Here is an 18,436-nt window from a genome sequence, read left to right as displayed (position 1 = left end):
ACGGGCCGGGTGGCCGCACCGAGGGTTTGCGCGAAGAGAGGTGGGTGATACCCGTGAAGACGTTCATAGCGTCCCGGCTCGGGGCGATGGTGGCCATCCTGGTCGCCCTCACAGCAGTGATGTTCGTCCTGCAGAACATCTCACCGCTGGACCCCGTCAAGGCTCAGCTCGGTGCCCAGGCCTCCGCCCAGGCGGTGGCGGCCCGGCGGGCCGCGCTGGGACTCAATGATCCTGTCCTGGTGCAGTTCTGGCACTACCTGGTCGGCGCCGCCACCGGGGACCTGGGCACCTCGTATCGGACCCGGCACTCGGTGGTATCCGATCTCGGGTCGTTCGTTCCGGCGACCCTGGAGCTGGCGCTGTGCGGCCTGGCGATCGCCATCGTGCTCGCGGTGCTGCTGGCATTCAGCACGACCCTGAACTGGCGTGGCGCCAATGTGCTTCGGGCCGTGTTGTTCACCGGATCCTCGGCGCCGATGTTCCTGCTCGGCATCGTCGGGCTCATCGTGTTCTACCAGGATCTGGGCTGGGTGCCGGCCAACGGCCGGATCGCGGTGCCGAATGCACCCACCGGCCCGACCGGCATGCTCACCGTCGACGGCCTGTTGCACGCACGGCTCGACGTCGTGGCCGACGCCATGCACCATCTGATCCTGCCCGCGTTCGTCATCGCGATCGGCCCCGCTGTCGCAATCGGCCGGGTGCTGCGCAGCAGCCTGCTGGCCGATATCGACAGCGACTATGCGCGCACCGCCCGGGCCAAAGGGCTGTCCGAGACCCAGATTCTGGCCCGGCATGTGCTGCGCAACTCAGTCGGGGCGGCCTTGTCCATGACGGGACTTCAAGTGGGCCTGATGTTCTCGGGTGTTCTGGTGGTCGAGCAGGTGTTCGGCTGGCCCGGTATCGGGCAGTACATCGCACAGAGCATTCCCGTCGCGGACTTTCCGGCGATCGCCGGCGTGACGCTGATGCTCGGTGCCATCTACGTCGTCATCAACACAGTCGTGGATCTGCTCCAGGCTGCCGCCGATCCACGTATCGCAATCACAGGAGGTTAGGTGCCGAAACAGCCACTCATCGTGGGCAATCCCGTCCTGGTCGTCGTTGACATGCAGGAGTCCGGAGACATGCCGGCCGAACTGGTCGGCATTGCACACATGGCCGGGTACGACGGCCGAATCGCCCGGGCGCAGCGCTTGATCGCTGCCGCGCGCGCCGCACGGATTCCGATCGTGTTCTTCCAGGAGGTGCACCGCGCCAACGGGATCGACTTCGGCCGCGAACTCGACGGTGCCGAGGGCGAGCACTGTGTCGACGGCCGGCCGGGGACGCCTTTGCATCCCGCATTGCGGCCCGACTTCGCCGGCCCCAACCACGAGTTCCATATCGTCAAGCGCCGCTATTCCGGTTTCATCGGAACGGATTTCGAGATCGTGCTGTCCGGTCTCAAGGCCTCGACGCTCATCCTCATCGGTGGACTGACCGATGTCTGTGTGCACTACACGTTCGCCGACGCGCACCAGCGCGATTTCTACGTGCGGGTGGTCACCGACTGCGTCGGCGGCTCCTCGCAGTACCGGCACGACGCTGCCCTGGACGCCATGGAGTACCTGCAGTCCGGCGCCATGCGAACCACCGATGAAATCGTGGCCGCCTTTTCCGAGATGTTTACCGAATTGTCCGAACCCGCCCTCGAAGGAGTTGCCCGATGATGAAGAGCCACAAGGTCCCTGCTCGCGCACGCGGAGGATGGCGGATCGCGGCCGGCGCTGCCGCGGTGATGCTGACGCTAAGTGGTTGCGGTGGCTCGAATTCCGGTGGCGGCAGCACACCGAACGCCGCCCCGACGGACAAAGTGCTGCACCTGTCGTTCCTGCAGGACCCGGGCCAGCCGCCAGACCCTGACATCTACTACGCCGGTCAGGGCCTGCTGCTGACCACCAACAACTACGAAGGATTGCTGCAATACAAGGCCGGCGTCGACAAGGCCGTCCTGGAGCCGCTGCTGGCCACGAGTTGGACGGCATCGCCGGACAACAAGGTGTACACGTTCAAACTTCGCGAGGGTGTCAAGTTCCACGACGGCACGCCGTTCACGTCAGCGGCGGTCAAGGCGTCGTTCGATCGCAGGCTGGCGGTCAACCAGGGGCCGGCCTACATGGTCAAGGATGTGGAATCGGTTACCACGCAGGGTGATTACGACGTCACCATCACGTTGAAGGCGCCGAACTCGGCGTTCCTCGACTACCTGGCGTGTCCGTACGGTCCCCGGATGCTCAGCCCCGAAGGGTTGAAGAAGAACGCCGGTACCGACAACGCTCAGGGCTACCTGACCACGCACGATCTCGGTACGGGCCCGTTCGTGCTGACAGATGCGCAGGTGGGTTCGCACTACGCGCTGGCCGCATTCCCCGACTATTGGGGCACCAAACCGTATTTCGAGAAGGTCGACATCCCGGTGATCACCGATGTGTCGGCACAGCAGCTGCAGTTCAACAACGGACAGGTGGCCGCGATCCTGCATGACCTGCCGTCGTCGGCGGTCCAGTCCTACCTGAACAACAAGTCGTTCGCCAACTACTCACTGCCGACGATGATGTCCAACTACGTGTACATCAACCCGCGCAAGGGCATCATGACGGACATCAAGAATCGCACCGCCGTGATGCAGGCGGTCGACGTCGACGAACTGGTCAAGCAGACGTACTTCGGCCGCGGCAAGAAGGCCGAGCAGATTTATCCGCCGAACATGATGGCCGCGGAGTTCGGCAAGCAGACGGTCCCGCATGATCCGTCGGCACTGTCGGCGATCGCCGGGAAATTGCCGGCCGACCAGAAGACCGTCACCATCGGCTACGACTCCAGCAACCCGGATAATCAGTTGATCAGCAACCTGATTCAGACCGAGCTGGCTGCGGCCGGGCTGACCGCCAAGGTGCAGGCGTACCCCACATCGGAAATCTATGGCTGGGTCGGCGGTGACGGGCAGGGTGCACCGGAGATCTTGACCTACCTCGGCTGGCCGGATGCGCCGTCGCCCTACACCTGGGGACACATCTCCTGGGATGCCGACGGCGGCTTGAACTTCTTCGGGTGTTCGGCACCACCGGTCTCCGCCGCGCTGGCCGCTGGTCTGCCCAACGATTCGGCCCCGGACTTCTCCACCGCCGGCGTGGAAGCGGTCAAGACGGGCTGCTGGCTCAACGTCGCCGACGTCAACGACTTCATGGTGGCGCAGCCCTGGCTGAAGGGCGTCGAGCAGGCCCATGTGGTGACCAACCCCAACTCGCTGCGGCTGGCAGCGCTGTCGGTGGGCTGATGGCGACCCTGGTCGGCAAATCCGGTGTGCGCCGGATCATCCTGCTGACACTTGGCTGGGAGGAACTGCCGAAGTCGGTGTCGGTGTACGGCGCACCACACCAGGAGCGGCTGCGCGAACCGGTGCCGGGGGTACTGCTGCAGACCGACGGCGGCTGGGTGCTACTCGACACCGGTTTCAACACCGCCCTCGTGCGTGACCCGGCGCTGTATCGGCGGTTCTTCCCGACCGTCGAATACCGCCCGGTGTTGCCCGGTCCCGGCGAGCCCATCGAGCAGCGTCTCGCGGAGGTCGGGGTGGATTTCGATGAAATCCACACCGTCGCCGTCAGTCACCTGCACCACGACCATGCCGGCGGGCTGAAGTTGTTCGCCGGCAAGGTGCCGGTCCACGCCCAGCGCCGCGAGCTCGAGTACGGACTGTCGAATCACCCTGAACCCGAACGCAATGCGATCGTGCGGGTGGACTTCGACGACCCGAACATCGAATGGCGTCTCGCGGACGGGGAAGCCGAGATTGCGCCGGGGATCACGGCGGTGCCGACCTACGGGCACACGCCGGGTCATCAGAGCTTCGTCGTCCAACTCGACCAGTCCGTCGGGGGTGATGGCTTCGTGTTCGCCTTCGATGCGGCCGATCTCACGGAGAACATCGAGCACGAGCTCGCCATCGGCGGGTTCATCGACGTCGACCCGCAGGACACGATCGAGCCGATTCGCAAACTCAAACGATTGGCCGCCGAGAGGGGGTTTCAGTTGATCCCGGGACATGACCCCCATGTCTGGCCGCAGCTCACCGAGCATTTCCACCACAGGTTCGGCTCGGTCGCCTCGTGATGGAGTGTGTACTACGCGCGGACCGGGTACTGGTGGATGGTCAGCTGCGTCCCGCGGCGGTCGGGGTCTCCGCCGGCCGGATCGCGTTCGTCGGGTCAGCCGACGCGGATTGCCCTGCGGCCCAGGAGGTTCGGATACCCGAGGCGGCAGTGTTGCTGCCCGGATTCGTCGACACGCATGTTCACATCAATGAACCCGGTAGTGACTGGGAGGGGTTCGACACGGCGACGGCGGCGGCCGCCGCCGGTGGCATCACGACGCTGGTCGACATGCCGCTGGACTGCGACCCGGTGACCACCAGCGTCCCGGCTCTCATCGCCAAAAAGGCAGCCGCCGAAGGTAATTGCCATGTCGATGTGGGGTACTGGGGCGGTGTCGTGCCGGATAACCTGGACCAATTGGCCGCGCTGGCCGCTGCGGGAGTGCGCGGTTTCAAATGCTTCCTCGCCGATTCGGGCAATCCGAACTTTCCGCATCTGACTGCAGCGCAGTTGCGTGCCGCAATGAGCAGAATCGCCGAACTGGATTCGCTCCTGCTGGTGCACGCCGAGAGCCACGCGGTGATCGACACCAGCCCGCGGCCGGCCGGTCGTGAATACCGGTCATTTCTGGCCGCGCGCCCCGACGCCGCCGAGGTCGACGCCGTCGCCCTCGTCATCGATACGGCACGGTCGACCGGCGCCAGGGCGCACATCGTGCACGTGTCCAGCGCTCAGGTACTGCCGTTGCTGGCCGCAGCCAAAACCGAAGGCCTTGCCGTCACGGCCGAAACCTGCCCGCATTACCTGACTTTCGGTGCCGAGGACGTACCTGACGGTGGCACCGAGTTCGCCGCGTGTCCACCGATCCGCGGCGCGGCCAACCGCGAACAGCTGTGGGCTGCCCTTGCCGACGGAACGCTCGACCTCGTGGTCTCCGATCACTCGCCGTGCGCCCCGCACCAGAAGGCCGGCGGCGATTTCGGACGCGCCTTCGGCGGCGTCAGCTCACTACAACTGGGCCCGCGCGCCACCTGGACGCAGGCCGCGGAGCGTGGATTCGAGGTGACCGAGCTGAGCCGGTGGATGTCGGAACGGCCGGCCGCGTTGGCCGGCTACCCGGACCGCGGCCGGATCGCGGTCGGGATGCGAGCCGACCTGTGCGCCTTCGATCCGGACGCTGAGGAGACGGTGAGTGCGGCTACACTCCGGCACCGGCACCCGGTGAGCCCGTACGACGGTGTGCGCCTGCGTGGTTCGGTGTTGCAGACATGGGTGGCGGGCACACCTGCGCCCGCCAGAATAGGGGAGTCGGTATGAGAATCCTGGTGCTCAATCCCAACACCTCGGCGGCGATGACCGCCGAGATCGCGGAGGCGGCACAGGCGGCCGCCCAGCCTGGTACCGAGATCGTCTGCAGGTCACCGCTCTTCGGCGCCGAGGCGATCGATTCCGCCGCGGAGAGCTACCTGTCGGCGGTTGGCGTGATGGATGTCGTGGACCGGATCATCGAGAACGGGGAGTGGGACTTCGACGCCGTGGTGCTGGCCGGATTCGGTGAGCACGGCCGCGACGCGCTGGCCGAGATGCTCACCGTCCCCGTATTCGATATCGCCGAATGTGCCGCGCACGTGGCGCATCTGATCGGTCGGCGGTTCTCGGTGGTCACCACACTGGCCCGCTCGATCCCGGCGATCGAAGACCGTCTTCTGCTGGCTGGGCTGAACGCGCACTGTGCTTCTGTGCGGGCCTGCGGCCTGGGCACCGCACAGGTGGACGCCGACCCGGCCGGTGCCGTACAGGCCGTTGTCGACGCGGCCGCCCGTGCAATCGCAGAGGACGGCGCCGACGTGATCTGTCTGGGCTGCGCCGGGATGGCCGGGGTGACGGCCGCCATCTCGGCGAAGCTGGGCGTTCCCGCCGTCGACGGGGTGGCCGCGGCGGTCGCGCTCGCGCAAGCCGTCGTCGGCCTGGGCCTGTCCACGAGTAAGGCCGGGGTGTACGCACCCGGGCCGGACAACCCGCGCAGCCACTGGCCACTGTCAACAGCGCTGGGGTCGGGAGTTCCGGTTTCATGACCGACGTCGATCTCGCCTCTCGTGTCGTCGGAGGCAGCGTGGTGGCAGCCAGCGACGAGTCGTTCGGATTCAAGGAACGGCTCGTCGATCCGGCTGAGCCGGCCTTTGTGCCCGGTACCTACGATCTGCGCGGCGAAGTGGTGGACGGCTGGGAGACCAGACGGCACGCCGGCCGGGACGGTGACTGGGCGATCATCCGGCTGGGCGCGCCCGGCCGGCTGTACACCGTCGACGTCGACACCCGGTCCTTCTCCGGTAACCACCCGACCGCCTGCGCCGTCGACGCCTGCGCACTCGAGCGGACCGAGGACCCTGTCGACCCTGGCGTGGTGTGGACGCCGATCGTGGAAATGACTGCGCTCAAGGCTGATTCGCACAACCCGTTGGCGGTGACAGACCCACGCCGGTGGACGCACCTACGGCTGCGGTTGCAGTCCGACGGTGGTGTCGCGCGGCTGCGCGCCTACGGCGCGGTGATCCCGGATCCGGTGTTGTGGACCGGGGTGACCGTCGAAGTGTCCGGCCTCGAGCAGGGCGGGCGCGTCGAATGGTGCAGCGACAGTTTCTATTCCAGTGCCACCTCGCTGGTCGCGCCGAACCGACCGCACAATATGGGCGACGGTTGGGAGACCCGCCGACGCCGCGACATCGGCCCTGACACCCACGACGCGGTGATCATCTCCTTCGCGGTCCCCGCGGACCTGCGCCGCATCGAGATCGACACGAGCTACTTCGTGTTCAATGCCAGTACCGAGGTGTCGGTGCTGGGTAGCTGCAGCGGTCCCGACCGTGAACACGGCTGGGGCCGGGTCGCTTTCGACGTACCGGTGCTGGCACGCACGGCGCTGATCCCTGATGCGCGCCAGGTCTTTCCCGTCGATGTGTCCGGGGTGACAGCGCTGCGTGTACAGGCCTACCCCGACGGCGGGATCGCCAGGGTACGGGCACTCGGGGTGCCCACCGCGGACGGGCTACGGGTGCTACAGAGCCGCTGGGCGGACAGCGGCGGGAGCGCGCGACACGACGGAGGTCGATGGTGACGGTGCTGGTGGCGGACTGCGCCGGACTGTGGCGCCGCACCCTGCTCATCGAGGCGGACGGCGCCCGGGACGAAAAACCCGGTGTGCGGTGGCTGCAGGGCCCGAGCGCCTACGTCGACTCTCGTGGTTTCGCGGGCACGCTGGCGCAGCACGGCGACGTCTTCGAATGGCACCGCGCGGTAGATGTGCAACCGCCGGGCCCCTTCCCGGATGCCGGTGAAATGCGCTGGGAAGGTGACGTTCTCGTCGAAACCGGCGTGCACGAGAACTACGTCGAACATTGGGTCCGCGACCCGGACGACGCCGGCCCGACGGGTGCGCTGTTCCTGTCCGGGCCGGACGGCGCCTCGGCCCTGCTCGTGCGGGCCGGCAGCCTGTTCGGCTGGGCCGGTTGCGGGCAGGTGCTGATCGGTACCGTTGGTGACGCCGAGTATCAGACGCTGCGAATTATTTTTTCCGGCAACGAAATCCAGGCCAACGACGTGCGCTGGACGGTGGCTGAATCGGAAGGGAATGTGGATTCATGGGTGGCATAACGTCATTCACGTCGGTGCCCGTCATCGACATCAGTGGGCTGTACTCGGACGATCGTGCCGAGCAGGAGCGCGTGGCCGCCGAGATCGGCCGTGCGGCAGCCGAAGTCGGCTTCTTCTACATCAGCGGTACCGGCGTCGACGAGTCCCTGTTCACTGCCATGCTCGCTGCCGTGAAGGACTTCTTCGCGTTGCCGGTGGCAGAGAAGATGCGCAACTACATCGGGTTGTCGCGGTGCCACCGCGGCTATGTGCCCGTCGGTGAGGAGGGCTTGGAGGGCACCGTCCCGGATCTGAAAGAAGCCTTCGACACCGCGCTGGACCTGCCTGCGGACGACCCGGACTACCTTTCCGGCAACCCGATGCTGGGTCCCAACGTGTGGCCTGAGCTGCCGGGATTCGCCGCCGCCGTGACCGCCTACTACCAGGCGTTGCTGGCGGTGGGGCAGCGGCTGCTGTGGGCGTTCGCGGTGGCACTCGGTGAAGACCCCGAGGTGTTCTCCCGGCACGCCACCAAGACTCCCAGCCAGTTGCGGCTCATCCACTACCCGTACAACCCGGACGCCAAAGACAGTGTCGGCATCGGCGCGCACACCGACTACGAATGCTTCACCTTGCTCAAGCCGACGGCCCCCGGGTTGGAGGTGCTCAACGGCGCCGGTGACTGGATCGATGTCCCGCCGGTCGATGGTGCTTTCGTCGTCAACATCGGCGATCTGCTCGAATTGTGGACGAACGGCGCGTTCGTGGCGACCAGCCACCGCGTGCGCAAGGTGGCCGAGGAGCGGTACTCGTTCCCGCTGTTCTTCAACGTGGACTACGACACCGAGGTCAGGCCGCTGCCGCAGTTCACCACCCCGGACGCCCAGAGTCGCCCCACGCTACGTGCCGGTGAGCATCTCTTCGCGCAGACCGCGCAGACGTTCGCCTATCTCCGGGAACGCATCGAGGCCGGCGAACTGGTGCTGCCCGAGGGGTCGCTGGCGCTCGGGCAGTTCGGCCAGCAGGCATTGCAAGGCGTCGAATGAGCCTCAGTTGATGGGCGCGTTGAGCCAGTGCAGGTCGTCGAGCATGCCGCGGGCCGCCACGATGCCCTGACCCGTCTGCCACACCTCGTTGTTCACCACGAACACCCGGTTGTCACGGGTGGCTGCGAGCTTCTTCCAAGCCGGACTGTCCAGCAGGGTGGCGGCCCGGTCCTTGGCTGCGGGGGAGTCGAACGACAGATAGACGATGTCGCCGTCGGCCGACGAGAAGTCGGTGCCGGGGCCCAGCTTCGAGATGTCGATCTCGTGGTAGGGCTTGTCGGTAAACCGTTGTGGCGCAGGGCGATCCGCGCCGGTTCGGGCCAGCACGCTGCCGGGGAAGTTGTTCGCGCCCCAGACGCGCATGGCGCCCTCGGTCAGCTGCACCACCGACACCTGGAAGTGCGGGGCGTCGGTCTGTCCGCCGACCTTGGTGGCGTCGGCGTTGAACCCGTCGACCAGTGCGCCCGCGGCCGCACCGCGCCCGGTGGCCGCACCGACCATGCGCAGATCGTCCTGCCAGACGGCGCCGGAGGCTCCCGTGAGCACCGTCGGCGCGATCGCCGACAACGCGCCGTAGGTGTCGGACGTCGCCGATGCCTGCGAGCCGATGATCAGATCGGGATTGGCGGCCTTGATGGCAGCCATGTCGGGTGCACTGCGGGCGCCGGTCCCGGGCACGTTGTGGATGACGGTGCCCAGATATGACGTCTGGCCCGACGAATCCGTCGGAGTCGCCGCGGCGACGACGCGGGACTGCAGTCCCAGCGCGCACAGCGCGTCGAGCGCTGTGCCCGACAGGACGACGATGCGCTGCGGGTCGGTCTTGACGTCGGTGGCGCCGGCCGCATGTTGCACCTGGCGGGTCGGCGGGACGTCGAGCACTCCGGGGTCGAGTGCGGCTGGTGTGGGTGCACACGAGTCATCGGGCCGGCGCTGGTTGCCCAACACGCCTGCGGTGGCGATACGGGTGGTGCTGGTGATGGGAGCTGAGTTGGCTGCCTGCGGTTCGCTGGTGTGGCCCGAGCAGCCCGTCAGGACGGTCGCGGCCGTCGCGCTGAGGGCGGTGAAGACCGCTGCGCTCGCGCTGAACCGCCGGGTACGGGAAGTCGGAAACTGCACGTGGCCGACGGTAACACCCGCGCGGTCCGGCCCCGGCGCGGCGCGGTCGCGACTACCGGCGCAACGCCGGGAACGGCGCCGCCACGAGCCAATTACGACAGTTTGTAGGACCCTCGCCGCAATGCCGTGCGATGGAGGATAAGATCACCGGCAGACAACATGGGATGCCCCGTGTGCTCGAACCATTCGCCCGGAACATTTGGAGGATCTGTTGGTAGCCGAAGCGCCCCCAATCGGAGAACTCGAGGCTCGTCGCCCGTTCCCGGAGCGTATGGGACCCAAGGGCAACCTGATCTACAAGCTGGTCACCACCACCGATCACAAGCTGATCGGCATGATGTATTGCGTCGCCTGCTTCATCTTCTTCTTCATCGGCGGCCTGATGGCGCTGTTCATGCGCACCGAGCTGGCCATGCCGGGACTGCAGTTCCTCAGCAACGAGCAGTTCAACCAGCTGTTCACCATGCACGGCACGGTCATGCTGCTGTTCTACGCGACCCCGATCGTGTTCGGTTTCGCGAACCTGGTGCTGCCGCTGCAGATCGGTGCCCCCGACGTGGCGTTCCCGCGCCTGAACGCCTTCTCGTTCTGGCTGTTCCTGTTCGGCGCGATGATCGCCATCGCCGGCTTCATCACCCCCGGTGGTGCCGCCGACTTCGGCTGGACCGCCTACTCGCCGCTGACGGATGCGATCCACTCGCCCGGTGCGGGTGGCGACCTGTGGATCGTCGGCCTGGCCGTCGGTGGTCTGGGCACCATCCTCGGTGCGGTCAACATGGTGACCACCGTGGTCTGCATGCGCTGCCCGGGTATGACGATGTTCCGCATGCCGATCTTCACCTGGAACATCCTGGTGACCTCGATCCTGGTGCTGCTGGCCTTCCCGCTGCTGACCGCCGCGCTGTTCGGTCTGGCCGCTGACCGCCACCTGGGCGCCCACATCTACGACCCCGCCAACGGCGGCGTCCTGCTGTGGCAGCACCTGTTCTGGTTCTTCGGGCACCCCGAGGTGTACATCATCGCGCTGCCGTTCTTCGGCATCGTCTCGGAGATCTTCCCGGTGTTCAGCCGCAAGCCGATCTTCGGTTACACCACCCTGATCTACGCGACGCTCGGTATCGCCGCCCTTTCGGTCGCCGTGTGGGCGCACCACATGTACGCCACCGGCGCCGTGCTGCTGCCGTTCTTCTCCTTCATGACGTTCCTGATCGCGGTTCCGACCGGGATCAAGTTCTTCAACTGGATCGGCACCATGTGGAAGGGCCAGTTGACCTTCGAGACGCCCATGCTGTTCTCGGTTGGCTTCCTGATCACCTTCCTGCTCGGTGGTCTGTCCGGTGTGCTGCTGGCCAGCCCGCCGCTGGACTTCCACGTGACGGACAGCTACTTCGTCATCGCGCACTTCCACTACGTGCTCTTCGGCACCATCGTGTTCGCCACGTATGCGGGCATCTACTTCTGGTTCCCGAAGATGACGGGCCGGCTGCTCGACGAGCGCCTGGGCAAGCTGCACTTCTGGCTGACCTTCATCGGCTTCCACACCACCTTCCTGGTGCAGCACTGGGTCGGTGACGAGGGCATGCCGCGTCGGTACGCCGACTACCTGCCCACCGACGGCTTCACCACGCTGAACGTGATCTCGACCATCGGTGCCTTCATCCTGGGCCTGTCCACGCTGCCGTTCGTGTGGAACGTCTTCAAGAGCTGGCGCTACGGCGAGCCCGTCGTGGTCGACGACCCGTGGGGTTACGGCAACTCCCTGGAGTGGGCCACCAGCTGCCCGCCGCCGCGGCACAACTTCACCGAGCTGCCCCGGATCCGTTCGGAGCGTCCGGCGTTCGAGCTGCACTACCCGCACATGGTCGAGCGGATGCGCGCCGAAGCGCACATCGGTCGATCGCACCACTAGAAATCAGCCGATCCGCCCGCGCCTAAGGCGCGGGCGGTTCTGCGTTAGGGGACCTGACGGATGACGCAGGAGACAATGCCAAACGGGTCGGTGCTGATCACCGTCACCGGACTCGACCAGCCGGGCGTCACGTCGACGCTGTTCGGCGTGCTGTCGCGGCACAACGTCGAATTGTTGAACGTCGAACAGGTGGTCATCCGTGGCCGCCTGACGCTCGGCGTGCTGGTGGCGGTGCCGGCCGACGTCGCCGGCGACACGTTGCGCGCCGACGTACAGCAGGCCATCGGAGAGCTGGGCCTGGATGTCGCGATCGACAGCAGTGACGATCAGCCCGTCCTGACCGAACCGTCGACCCACACCATCGTGGTGCTGGGCCGGCCCATCACCGCCGGCGCCTTCGCGATCGTCGCTCGCGAGGTAGCGGCGCTCGGGGTGAACATCGACTTCATCCGCGGAGTGTCCGACTACCCGGTGACGGGTCTGGAGCTGCGGGTGTCGGTGCCGCCGGTGGGCGGGACCTACGCCCAGTTGCAGGCCGCGCTGGCCCGCGTCGCGGTGGACCAGGGCGTCGACATCGCGCTCGAGGATTACAGCCTGGCCCGCCGGGCCAAGCGGCTCATCGTGTTCGACGTCGACTCGACGCTGATCCAGGGCGAGGTCATCGAGATGCTGGCCGCCCGCGCCGGCGCCGAGGCCAAGGTCGCCGCGATCACCGAGGCCGCCATGCGCGGCGAACTGGACTTCGAGGAGTCTCTGCGGGAACGGGTGGCGACGCTCGCCGGGCTGCCGGCCGAGGTGGTCGACGAGGTGGCCGACCAGATCGAGCTCACCCCCGGTGCGCGAACCACCCTGCGTACGCTGCGCCGGCTGGGCTACCACTGCGGTGTGGTGTCAGGCGGGTTCCGTCAGGTGATCGAGCCGCTGGCCGAGGAACTGATGCTCGACTTCGTGGCGGCCAACCACCTCGAGATCGTCGACGGCAAGCTGACCGGGCGGGTGACCGGCCCGATCGTCGACCGCCCCGGCAAGGCCAAGGCGCTGCGCGACTTCGCCAACCAGGCCGGTGTACCCATGGAGCAGACCGTCGCCGTGGGCGATGGCGCCAACGACATCGACATGCTGTCGGCCGCCGGGCTCGGGGTGGCGTTCAACGCCAAGCCGGCGCTGCGGGAGGTCGCCGACGCGTCGCTGAGCCACCCGTACCTGGACACCGTGTTGTTCATCCTGGGCATCACGCGTGGCGAGATCGAGGCCGCTGACGCCGTTGATGGTGTGGTGCGCAGGGTGGACATTCCTTAGGACCGGCGACGATCAAGCAGCGAGGTACGAGCTGCGCTGAGGAGTCGGTCAACTTCAGATAGGACCGGCGACGATCAAGCAGTGAGGTACGAGCTGCGCTGAGGAGTCGGTCCGAATGTGGGCGGCCAGGGCACACCAGCTCCGGTATCGCGTTACAGTGGTGACTGCTGATGTTGATTTGCTGCGTAAGTGTGGGGAGATGGTGACGTGAAGCGTGCGGTTCTGGTGGGTGCGAGTGCTGTCGCGTTGGTCGCCGGTCCTCTGTCGGTCGTCTCGCTGACGGCCGCCGCCCCGGCCTACGCCTGCCCGTGGGGCACCGTGCCCAGCCACTTCGACGGCGTGTGCGTCAGTGGCCAGTCGACGGGCATCGGCCCGCAGGCGGTGCCGCCGCAGACGACCAACAGTGGGGGCACGGGTGCGCAGATCACCCAGTCGGTCGGTGGGCTGCAGACGGTGAACGGAATTCCTTGCACGCCGGAGCACATCGGCACCTGCATCGGCATGATCCAGAGTCAGCAGTAGTACCGCTCAGACCATGACGGCGTGCGCATCTGGCGCACCGGCGCCGGTGACGTTGCGCCACGCCTGAGCCAACACCGCAACCGATTCTCGCAGGCGCTCCTCAGGCTGGGTGTAGGGCACCCGGATGAAGCGTTCCAGGGTGCCGTCGACTCCGAAGCGCGGACCCGCCGGGATGACGAGCCCCAGTCGTGACGCCGCGGCGGACAGCGCTGAGCTCATGGGCGCGGGCAGCCGCATCCACATCGACATGCCGCCGTGGCATGGGCTGGCCGTCCAGTCCGGAAGCTGTTCCTGCAGAAGCGAACTCACCAATTCTCGACGGGCGCGCAACAGTTCGCGACGAGCCGGCAACACGGTCTCGGCCTGCCGGAGCAGGTCGGCCGACGCCAGTTGCTCGAAAATGGCGGTGCCCAGGTCGATCGACGGCCGGACCGCCGCGATGGCGGCCAGGGTGGATCGTTCGGCACGAATCCAGCCGACCCGCAGGCCACCCCAGAAGGACTTCGACATCGAGCCGACGGTGATCACCAGGTCGCGGCGACTCTCCAGGTAGGAGGCCAGCGGCGGCGGCAGCGGCTCGTCCAGCCAGATGTCGCAGACGGTTTCGTCGATGATCGTGCGGGTGCGGGTCTCGGCGATGATGCGCGCGAGGCGTTCCCGACCTGTGGCCGGCAGGCTCAGCCCGGTCGGGTTGTGGTTGTCGACGATCAGATAGGCCAGAGTGGGGGCCAGTTGCCGCATGGCGGCCTGCACGGCATCGAGTTCCCAGCCGTCGTCGGTCATGCTGACCGGCACCGGGCGGGCGCCCGAAGCGGCGATCAGTGAGATGGCCCCGTGGTACGTCGGCTGTTCGATCAGCACCCGGTCGCCCGGGCGGGCGTAGGTGGCCAGCACCAGATTGATCGCGTGCAGCGCTCCGGTGGTCACCATGATCTCGTCAGGATCGGTGGGAAGGCCTCTGGCGCAATATCTTTCGGCGATGGCCTGGCGAAGCTCGGCGACGCCGGCAAGTTCGATGCCGATGTCGTGCAGATGTGGTGCCAGGCGCTGGGCCGCGCGGGCGAAGGCCTCGAGGGTGGCCGCCGCCGGTGCGGAAGGGGCGGCGTCGGCCAGGCTCAGCGTGCCGGTCCGCGCGGTGGGGATCGGCACGCCCGCAGTCGCCGCATGCGGCAGCGCCGTGGTGCTGCGGGCGCCGCGACGGGCATTGAGGTAGCCGTCCTCGCGCAGCTGGGCGTAGGCGGCGGTCACGGTGGTGCGGGAGACGCGCAGGGCGTCGGCCAGCGCGCGTTCGCTGGGATACCGGGCGCCGACGGGAAGACGGCCGTCGACGATGAGCAGGCGGATCGCGTCGGCCAGGCCCAGATATGCGGGACCGCTGAGGCTGGAGGTGCGCCAGTTGCCCAGTTCTCGTGCCAGCAGGACTTCGTCCAGTGATCTGGCTGACATCTCGATCGACATTGAAGCCAGTATTGGTCAACTGGCTATTGAATGGCAAGCCAGTTGACCGAGAAAATTGGCCCATGCGAACGAACTGGCTATCTAAACTGGCGGAGAAGCGTGCCCAGTCGAGGCGCGACAACCGCGCCGATGTCCGCGATCTCGATGCTGCCCGCGTGCGGCACGAACTGGACGCCATCCGCGCTCGCTTCCAGGACCACAGGTGAAGGCGGCGGCACAACGCGCCCCGGGTTTCCGCGTGACAGCCGGCGTCGCCCGCTCGGCGCTGCTGCTGGCAGGTCTGAGTGGCTACGGCCTGTCGATGGCGCTGTTCGTGCGGGCCGGTCTGGGCCTGGACCCGTGGGACGTCTTTCATCAGGGCCTCGCCAAGCACACCGGGCTGACCATCGGCGGCGCCACGGCGCTCGTCGGCGTCGTGGTGCTGCTGGGCTGGATTCCGCTGCGCACCCGACCGGGTATCGGCACCGTCGCCAACGTCATCGTCATCTCCATCACCGTCGACGCCGCACTCGCGGTGCTGCCGCAACCGGCGACGCTGCCGGTGCGCACCGTGATGATGGTCGGCGCTGTCGTGCTCAACGCCCTGAGCACGGTGATGTACATCGGCGCCGGGATGGGGCCGGGTCCCCGCGACGGACTGATGACGGGGCTGGTGGCCCGGACCGGATGGTCGGTGCGCCTGGTCCGGACCGGCATCGAGGTCACCGTACTGGCCACCGGGTGGCTGTTGGGTGGCACCGTCGGCATCGGAACCGTGGTGTACGCCTTGGGGATTGGGCCGCTGGTGCAACTGGTGCTGCGGTGCATCCCGCGTCGCTGGCTCGCGGCCAGCGGATGGGCACACGTGGTGGGGGACCGGGCCGGCCGACAAGAGGATGAACCGGCCGTGACTACGATGAGCGAGTGCCCGGCGCCCTCAACGACAACCTCGTAGAACCCGACGCCCAGCCCGATCCCGACCTGCTGATCGAATTCTCGGGAGTGACGCTCCGCCGCGGCGGAGCCACCCTGGTCGGTCCGATCGATTGGTCGGTGGAACTCGACGAACGCTGGGTCGTCCTCGGCCCCAACGGCGCGGGCAAGACGTCGCTGCTGCGCATGGCGGCGGCCGTCGAGCATCCGTCGTCGGGCACGGCGTTCGTCCTCGGCGAGCGGCTGGGCCGCACCGACATGTCCGAGCTGCGGTCGCGGATCGGGCTCAGCAGTTCGGCGCTGGCACAGCGGATACCCGACGACGAAGTGGTGCGCGACCTGGTGGTCTCGGCCGGTTACGCGGTGCTGGGCCGGTGGCGCGAACAGTACGACGACGTCGACTACAACCGCGCGCTGGACACCTTGGAGAGCATCGGCGCCGAACACCTCGCCGACCGCCACTACGGCACGTTGTCCGAGGGCGAGCGCAAACGGGTCCTGATCGCCCGGTCGCTCATGACCGATCCGGAGCTGCTGTTGCTCGACGAGCCGGCCGCCGGACTGGATCTCGGCGGGCGCGAAGAACTGGTGGCCCGGCTGGCCGATCTGGCTGCTGACGCGGACGCCCCGGCCTCGGTCCTGGTGACCCACCACGTCGAAGAGATCCCCGAGGGCTTCACGCACTGCCTGCTGCTCTCCGAAGGTCGGGCCGTCGCCGCCGGCCTGCTGCCCGACGTACTGACATCCGAGAATCTCTCCCAGGCCTTCGGCCAGTCGATCGCCCTGGAGTACATCGACGGGCGGTACTTCGCCCGTCGTACCCGCAGTCGCGCGGCGCACAGGAGGCGTTTATGACCGAAGCTGATCCGCTGCACCCCAAGCCGGCCGCGACCGTGATGCTGGTGCGCGACGGGGCCCCGGGCATCGAGGTCTTCCTGATGCGCCGAACCATGTCCATGGCCTTCGCCGGTGGCATGACGGTGTTCCCCGGCGGCGGCGTCGACGAGCGGGACTATGACCTATTTGTCGCCTCCGGCGACGGCGACGCAGATATTGCCTGGACCGGACCCGACCGCACCTGGTGGGCCGAGAAGTTCGGGGTGGACCCGGTGCTGGCCGGTGCGCTGGTGTGTGCCGCCGCCCGCGAGACCTTCGAAGAGTCCGGGGTCCTGTTCGCGGGGCCGGCGGGCGATCCGGACGGGATCGTCTCCGACGCGACCGTCTACCACGAGTCCCGGGCTGCGCTGGAGAGTCGCGAACTGTCGTTCGGCGAGTTCCTGGCTCGTGAGAACCTGGTGCTGCGCGCTGACCTGCTGTGGCCGTGGGCCAACTGGATCACCCCCAAAGAGGAACGCACCCGCCGCTACGACACCTTCTTCTTCGTCGGGGCCCTGCCGGCCGGTCAGCGTGCCGATGGCAACAACACCGAGAGTGACCACGTTGCCTGGCGCACCCCGGCAGCGGCGCTCACCGAGTTCGAACAGGGCCATTCGTTCCTGTTGCCGCCCACGTGGACTCAACTGAGCTCGCTGGACGGCCGTACCGTCGGCGAACTGCTCAAGGACGAGCGAACGATCGTCCCGATCGAACCGGTGCTCACCATGGGCGAGGGCACCTGGGACATCGAGTTCTTCGACGCGCAGCGGTACAAGGCCGCACGCGGCGGGAGGGCCCAGTGACGACGATGCGAGATTTCGCCGCAGAATTCGTCGACATCCACGTCAGTGACGGCATCGGCACCCTGCTGCTGGCCAGGCCGCCGCGCAACGCGCTGACCCGCCAGATGTGCCGGGAGATCGCCGCGGCCGCCGCGGAGCTGGGCCGGCGGTCCGATGTCAACGCCGTCATCGTGTACGGCGGCCACGAGGTGTTCTGCACCGGCGACGACGACCACGAGACCGGCACCCTCGACGCCGCGGAAGCGCGCGTCGCGGGCGCGGTGTGCCGGGCCGCCGTCGACGCTGTCGCTGCCATCCCGCGGCCGACCGTCGCCGCGGTCACCGGCTACGCCCTGGGTAGCGGTCTGACGCTGGCACTGGCCGCGGACTGGCGGATCAGCGGTGACAACGTGAAGGTCGGATCGACGGAGATCCTGTCGGGCCGGGCCCCGGCCGAGGGCGCGGCCGTGCGCCTGGCTGCCGCCATCGGTGACAGCCAGGCCAAGGACCTGGTGTTCAGCGGCCGGTTCGCCGGCGCCGAGGAAGCGGTGTCCCTGGGTCTGATCGACCAATTGGTGCCGCCGGACCACGTGTACGACGAGGCGCAGAAGTGGGCGCGCAGGTTCTCCGGCACCTCGTCCGAGGCGCTGGCCACAGCGAAGGCAGCCTTCGGGACCCGTTGAACCGGTGCTCAATGGGTGTAGGCGAAGTGTGGATGTGAACTCCCGGTGACGGGGCAGTTAGGCT

General features: G+C 67.4%; 18 protein-coding genes. 16 read left to right on the top strand and 2 right to left on the bottom strand.

Features of this window, described 5'->3' with window-relative positions; all coding sequences use genetic code 11:
- Positions 1-53 precede the first annotated feature (53 nt).
- From G6N59_RS05860 to G6N59_RS05820, 9 genes are read left to right on the top strand one after another with little or no spacing between them, the layout of a single operon-like run.
- Positions 54-1,058 carry an ABC transporter permease gene (locus G6N59_RS05860; RefSeq protein ID WP_138231222.1) on the top strand — a complete coding sequence of 335 codons (1,005 nt, stop codon included), beginning with the start codon at positions 54-56 and terminating at the stop codon, positions 1,056-1,058.
- The gene (locus tag G6N59_RS05855) at positions 1,059-1,712 is read left to right on the top strand and encodes a cysteine hydrolase family protein (protein WP_138231221.1); all 654 of its coding nucleotides are present in this window, start codon (positions 1,059-1,061) and stop codon (positions 1,710-1,712) included.
- Positions 1,712-3,319: an ABC transporter substrate-binding protein gene (locus tag G6N59_RS05850; RefSeq protein WP_138231402.1), complete on the top strand. Its 1,608-nt coding sequence runs from the start codon at positions 1,712-1,714 to the stop codon at positions 3,317-3,319. Before G6N59_RS05855 ends, G6N59_RS05850 begins: the two co-directional genes overlap by 1 nt.
- On the top strand, positions 3,319-4,155 hold the full coding sequence (locus G6N59_RS05845) for an N-acyl homoserine lactonase family protein (RefSeq protein WP_138231220.1): 837 nt from the start codon (positions 3,319-3,321) through the stop codon (positions 4,153-4,155). The genes G6N59_RS05850 and G6N59_RS05845 overlap by 1 nt, the downstream gene beginning before the upstream one ends.
- Positions 4,155-5,453, top strand: coding sequence for an allantoinase AllB (gene allB / locus G6N59_RS05840; RefSeq protein WP_138231219.1), 1,299 nt, complete (start codon positions 4,155-4,157; stop codon positions 5,451-5,453). Before G6N59_RS05845 ends, allB begins: the two co-directional genes overlap by 1 nt.
- On the top strand, positions 5,450-6,211 hold the full coding sequence (locus G6N59_RS05835) for an aspartate/glutamate racemase family protein (RefSeq protein WP_138231218.1): 762 nt from the start codon (positions 5,450-5,452) through the stop codon (positions 6,209-6,211). Before allB ends, G6N59_RS05835 begins: the two co-directional genes overlap by 4 nt.
- Positions 6,208-7,251: an allantoicase gene (gene alc, locus G6N59_RS05830; RefSeq protein ID WP_138231217.1), complete on the top strand. Its 1,044-nt coding sequence runs from the start codon at positions 6,208-6,210 to the stop codon at positions 7,249-7,251. The genes G6N59_RS05835 and alc overlap by 4 nt, the downstream gene beginning before the upstream one ends.
- A complete protein-coding gene (locus G6N59_RS05825) occupies positions 7,245-7,787 on the top strand; it encodes a hypothetical protein (protein ID WP_138231216.1) in 543 nt (180 codons plus the stop codon). Before alc ends, G6N59_RS05825 begins: the two co-directional genes overlap by 7 nt.
- The gene (locus G6N59_RS05820; RefSeq protein WP_138231215.1) at positions 7,775-8,812 is read left to right on the top strand and encodes an isopenicillin N synthase family dioxygenase; all 1,038 of its coding nucleotides are present in this window, start codon (positions 7,775-7,777) and stop codon (positions 8,810-8,812) included. Before G6N59_RS05825 ends, G6N59_RS05820 begins: the two co-directional genes overlap by 13 nt.
- Before the next feature lie 3 nt (positions 8,813-8,815).
- Here the strand turns inward: G6N59_RS05820 and G6N59_RS05815 are convergent, their stop codons facing one another.
- Complete coding sequence (locus tag G6N59_RS05815; RefSeq protein WP_138231214.1) at positions 8,816-9,931, bottom strand: ABC transporter substrate-binding protein; 1,116 nt, start codon at positions 9,929-9,931, stop codon at positions 8,816-8,818.
- A gap of 211 nt (positions 9,932-10,142) precedes the next feature.
- Between G6N59_RS05815 and ctaD the strand changes: the two genes are divergently transcribed.
- From ctaD to G6N59_RS05800, 3 genes are all read left to right on the top strand, one after another.
- On the top strand, positions 10,143-11,840 hold the full coding sequence (ctaD, locus tag G6N59_RS05810) for an aa3-type cytochrome oxidase subunit I (protein ID WP_163911922.1): 1,698 nt from the start codon (positions 10,143-10,145) through the stop codon (positions 11,838-11,840).
- A 60-nt stretch (positions 11,841-11,900) separates the two neighbouring features.
- The gene (serB, locus tag G6N59_RS05805) at positions 11,901-13,139 is read left to right on the top strand and encodes a phosphoserine phosphatase SerB (protein WP_163911004.1); all 1,239 of its coding nucleotides are present in this window, start codon (positions 11,901-11,903) and stop codon (positions 13,137-13,139) included.
- A 207-nt stretch (positions 13,140-13,346) separates the two neighbouring features.
- The gene (locus G6N59_RS05800; RefSeq protein WP_138231212.1) at positions 13,347-13,661 is read left to right on the top strand and encodes a hypothetical protein; all 315 of its coding nucleotides are present in this window, start codon (positions 13,347-13,349) and stop codon (positions 13,659-13,661) included.
- Positions 13,662-13,667: 6 nt separating this feature from the next.
- Here the strand turns inward: G6N59_RS05800 and yczR are convergent, their stop codons facing one another.
- Entirely contained in the window at positions 13,668-15,119 is a 1,452-nt protein-coding gene (yczR, locus tag G6N59_RS05795; RefSeq protein WP_138231211.1) for a MocR-like transcription factor YczR, read from the bottom strand.
- Positions 15,120-15,420: 301 nt separating this feature from the next.
- Between yczR and yczE the strand changes: the two genes are divergently transcribed.
- The 4 genes from yczE to G6N59_RS05775 are packed head-to-tail and all read left to right on the top strand — an operon-like array spanning position 15,421 to position 18,372.
- A complete protein-coding gene (gene yczE / locus G6N59_RS05790; protein ID WP_407665872.1) occupies positions 15,421-16,053 on the top strand; it encodes a membrane protein YczE in 633 nt (210 codons plus the stop codon).
- Positions 16,023-16,886: an ABC transporter ATP-binding protein gene (locus G6N59_RS05785; protein WP_138231209.1), complete on the top strand. Its 864-nt coding sequence runs from the start codon at positions 16,023-16,025 to the stop codon at positions 16,884-16,886. The genes yczE and G6N59_RS05785 overlap by 31 nt, the downstream gene beginning before the upstream one ends.
- Positions 16,883-17,710 carry an NUDIX hydrolase gene (locus tag G6N59_RS05780; protein ID WP_138231208.1) on the top strand — a complete coding sequence of 276 codons (828 nt, stop codon included), beginning with the start codon at positions 16,883-16,885 and terminating at the stop codon, positions 17,708-17,710. The genes G6N59_RS05785 and G6N59_RS05780 overlap by 4 nt, the downstream gene beginning before the upstream one ends.
- 5 nt (positions 17,711-17,715) lie before the next feature.
- Complete coding sequence (locus tag G6N59_RS05775; RefSeq protein ID WP_138231400.1) at positions 17,716-18,372, top strand: enoyl-CoA hydratase; 657 nt, start codon at positions 17,716-17,718, stop codon at positions 18,370-18,372.
- Positions 18,373-18,436 lie beyond the last annotated feature (64 nt).

This window comes from Mycolicibacterium aubagnense (assembly GCF_010730955.1).
Lineage (GTDB): Bacteria > Actinomycetota > Actinomycetes > Mycobacteriales > Mycobacteriaceae > Mycobacterium > Mycobacterium aubagnense.
The sequence above is the reverse complement of the archived record's forward strand: the minus strand, read 5'-3'. Positions and strand labels throughout refer to the sequence as shown.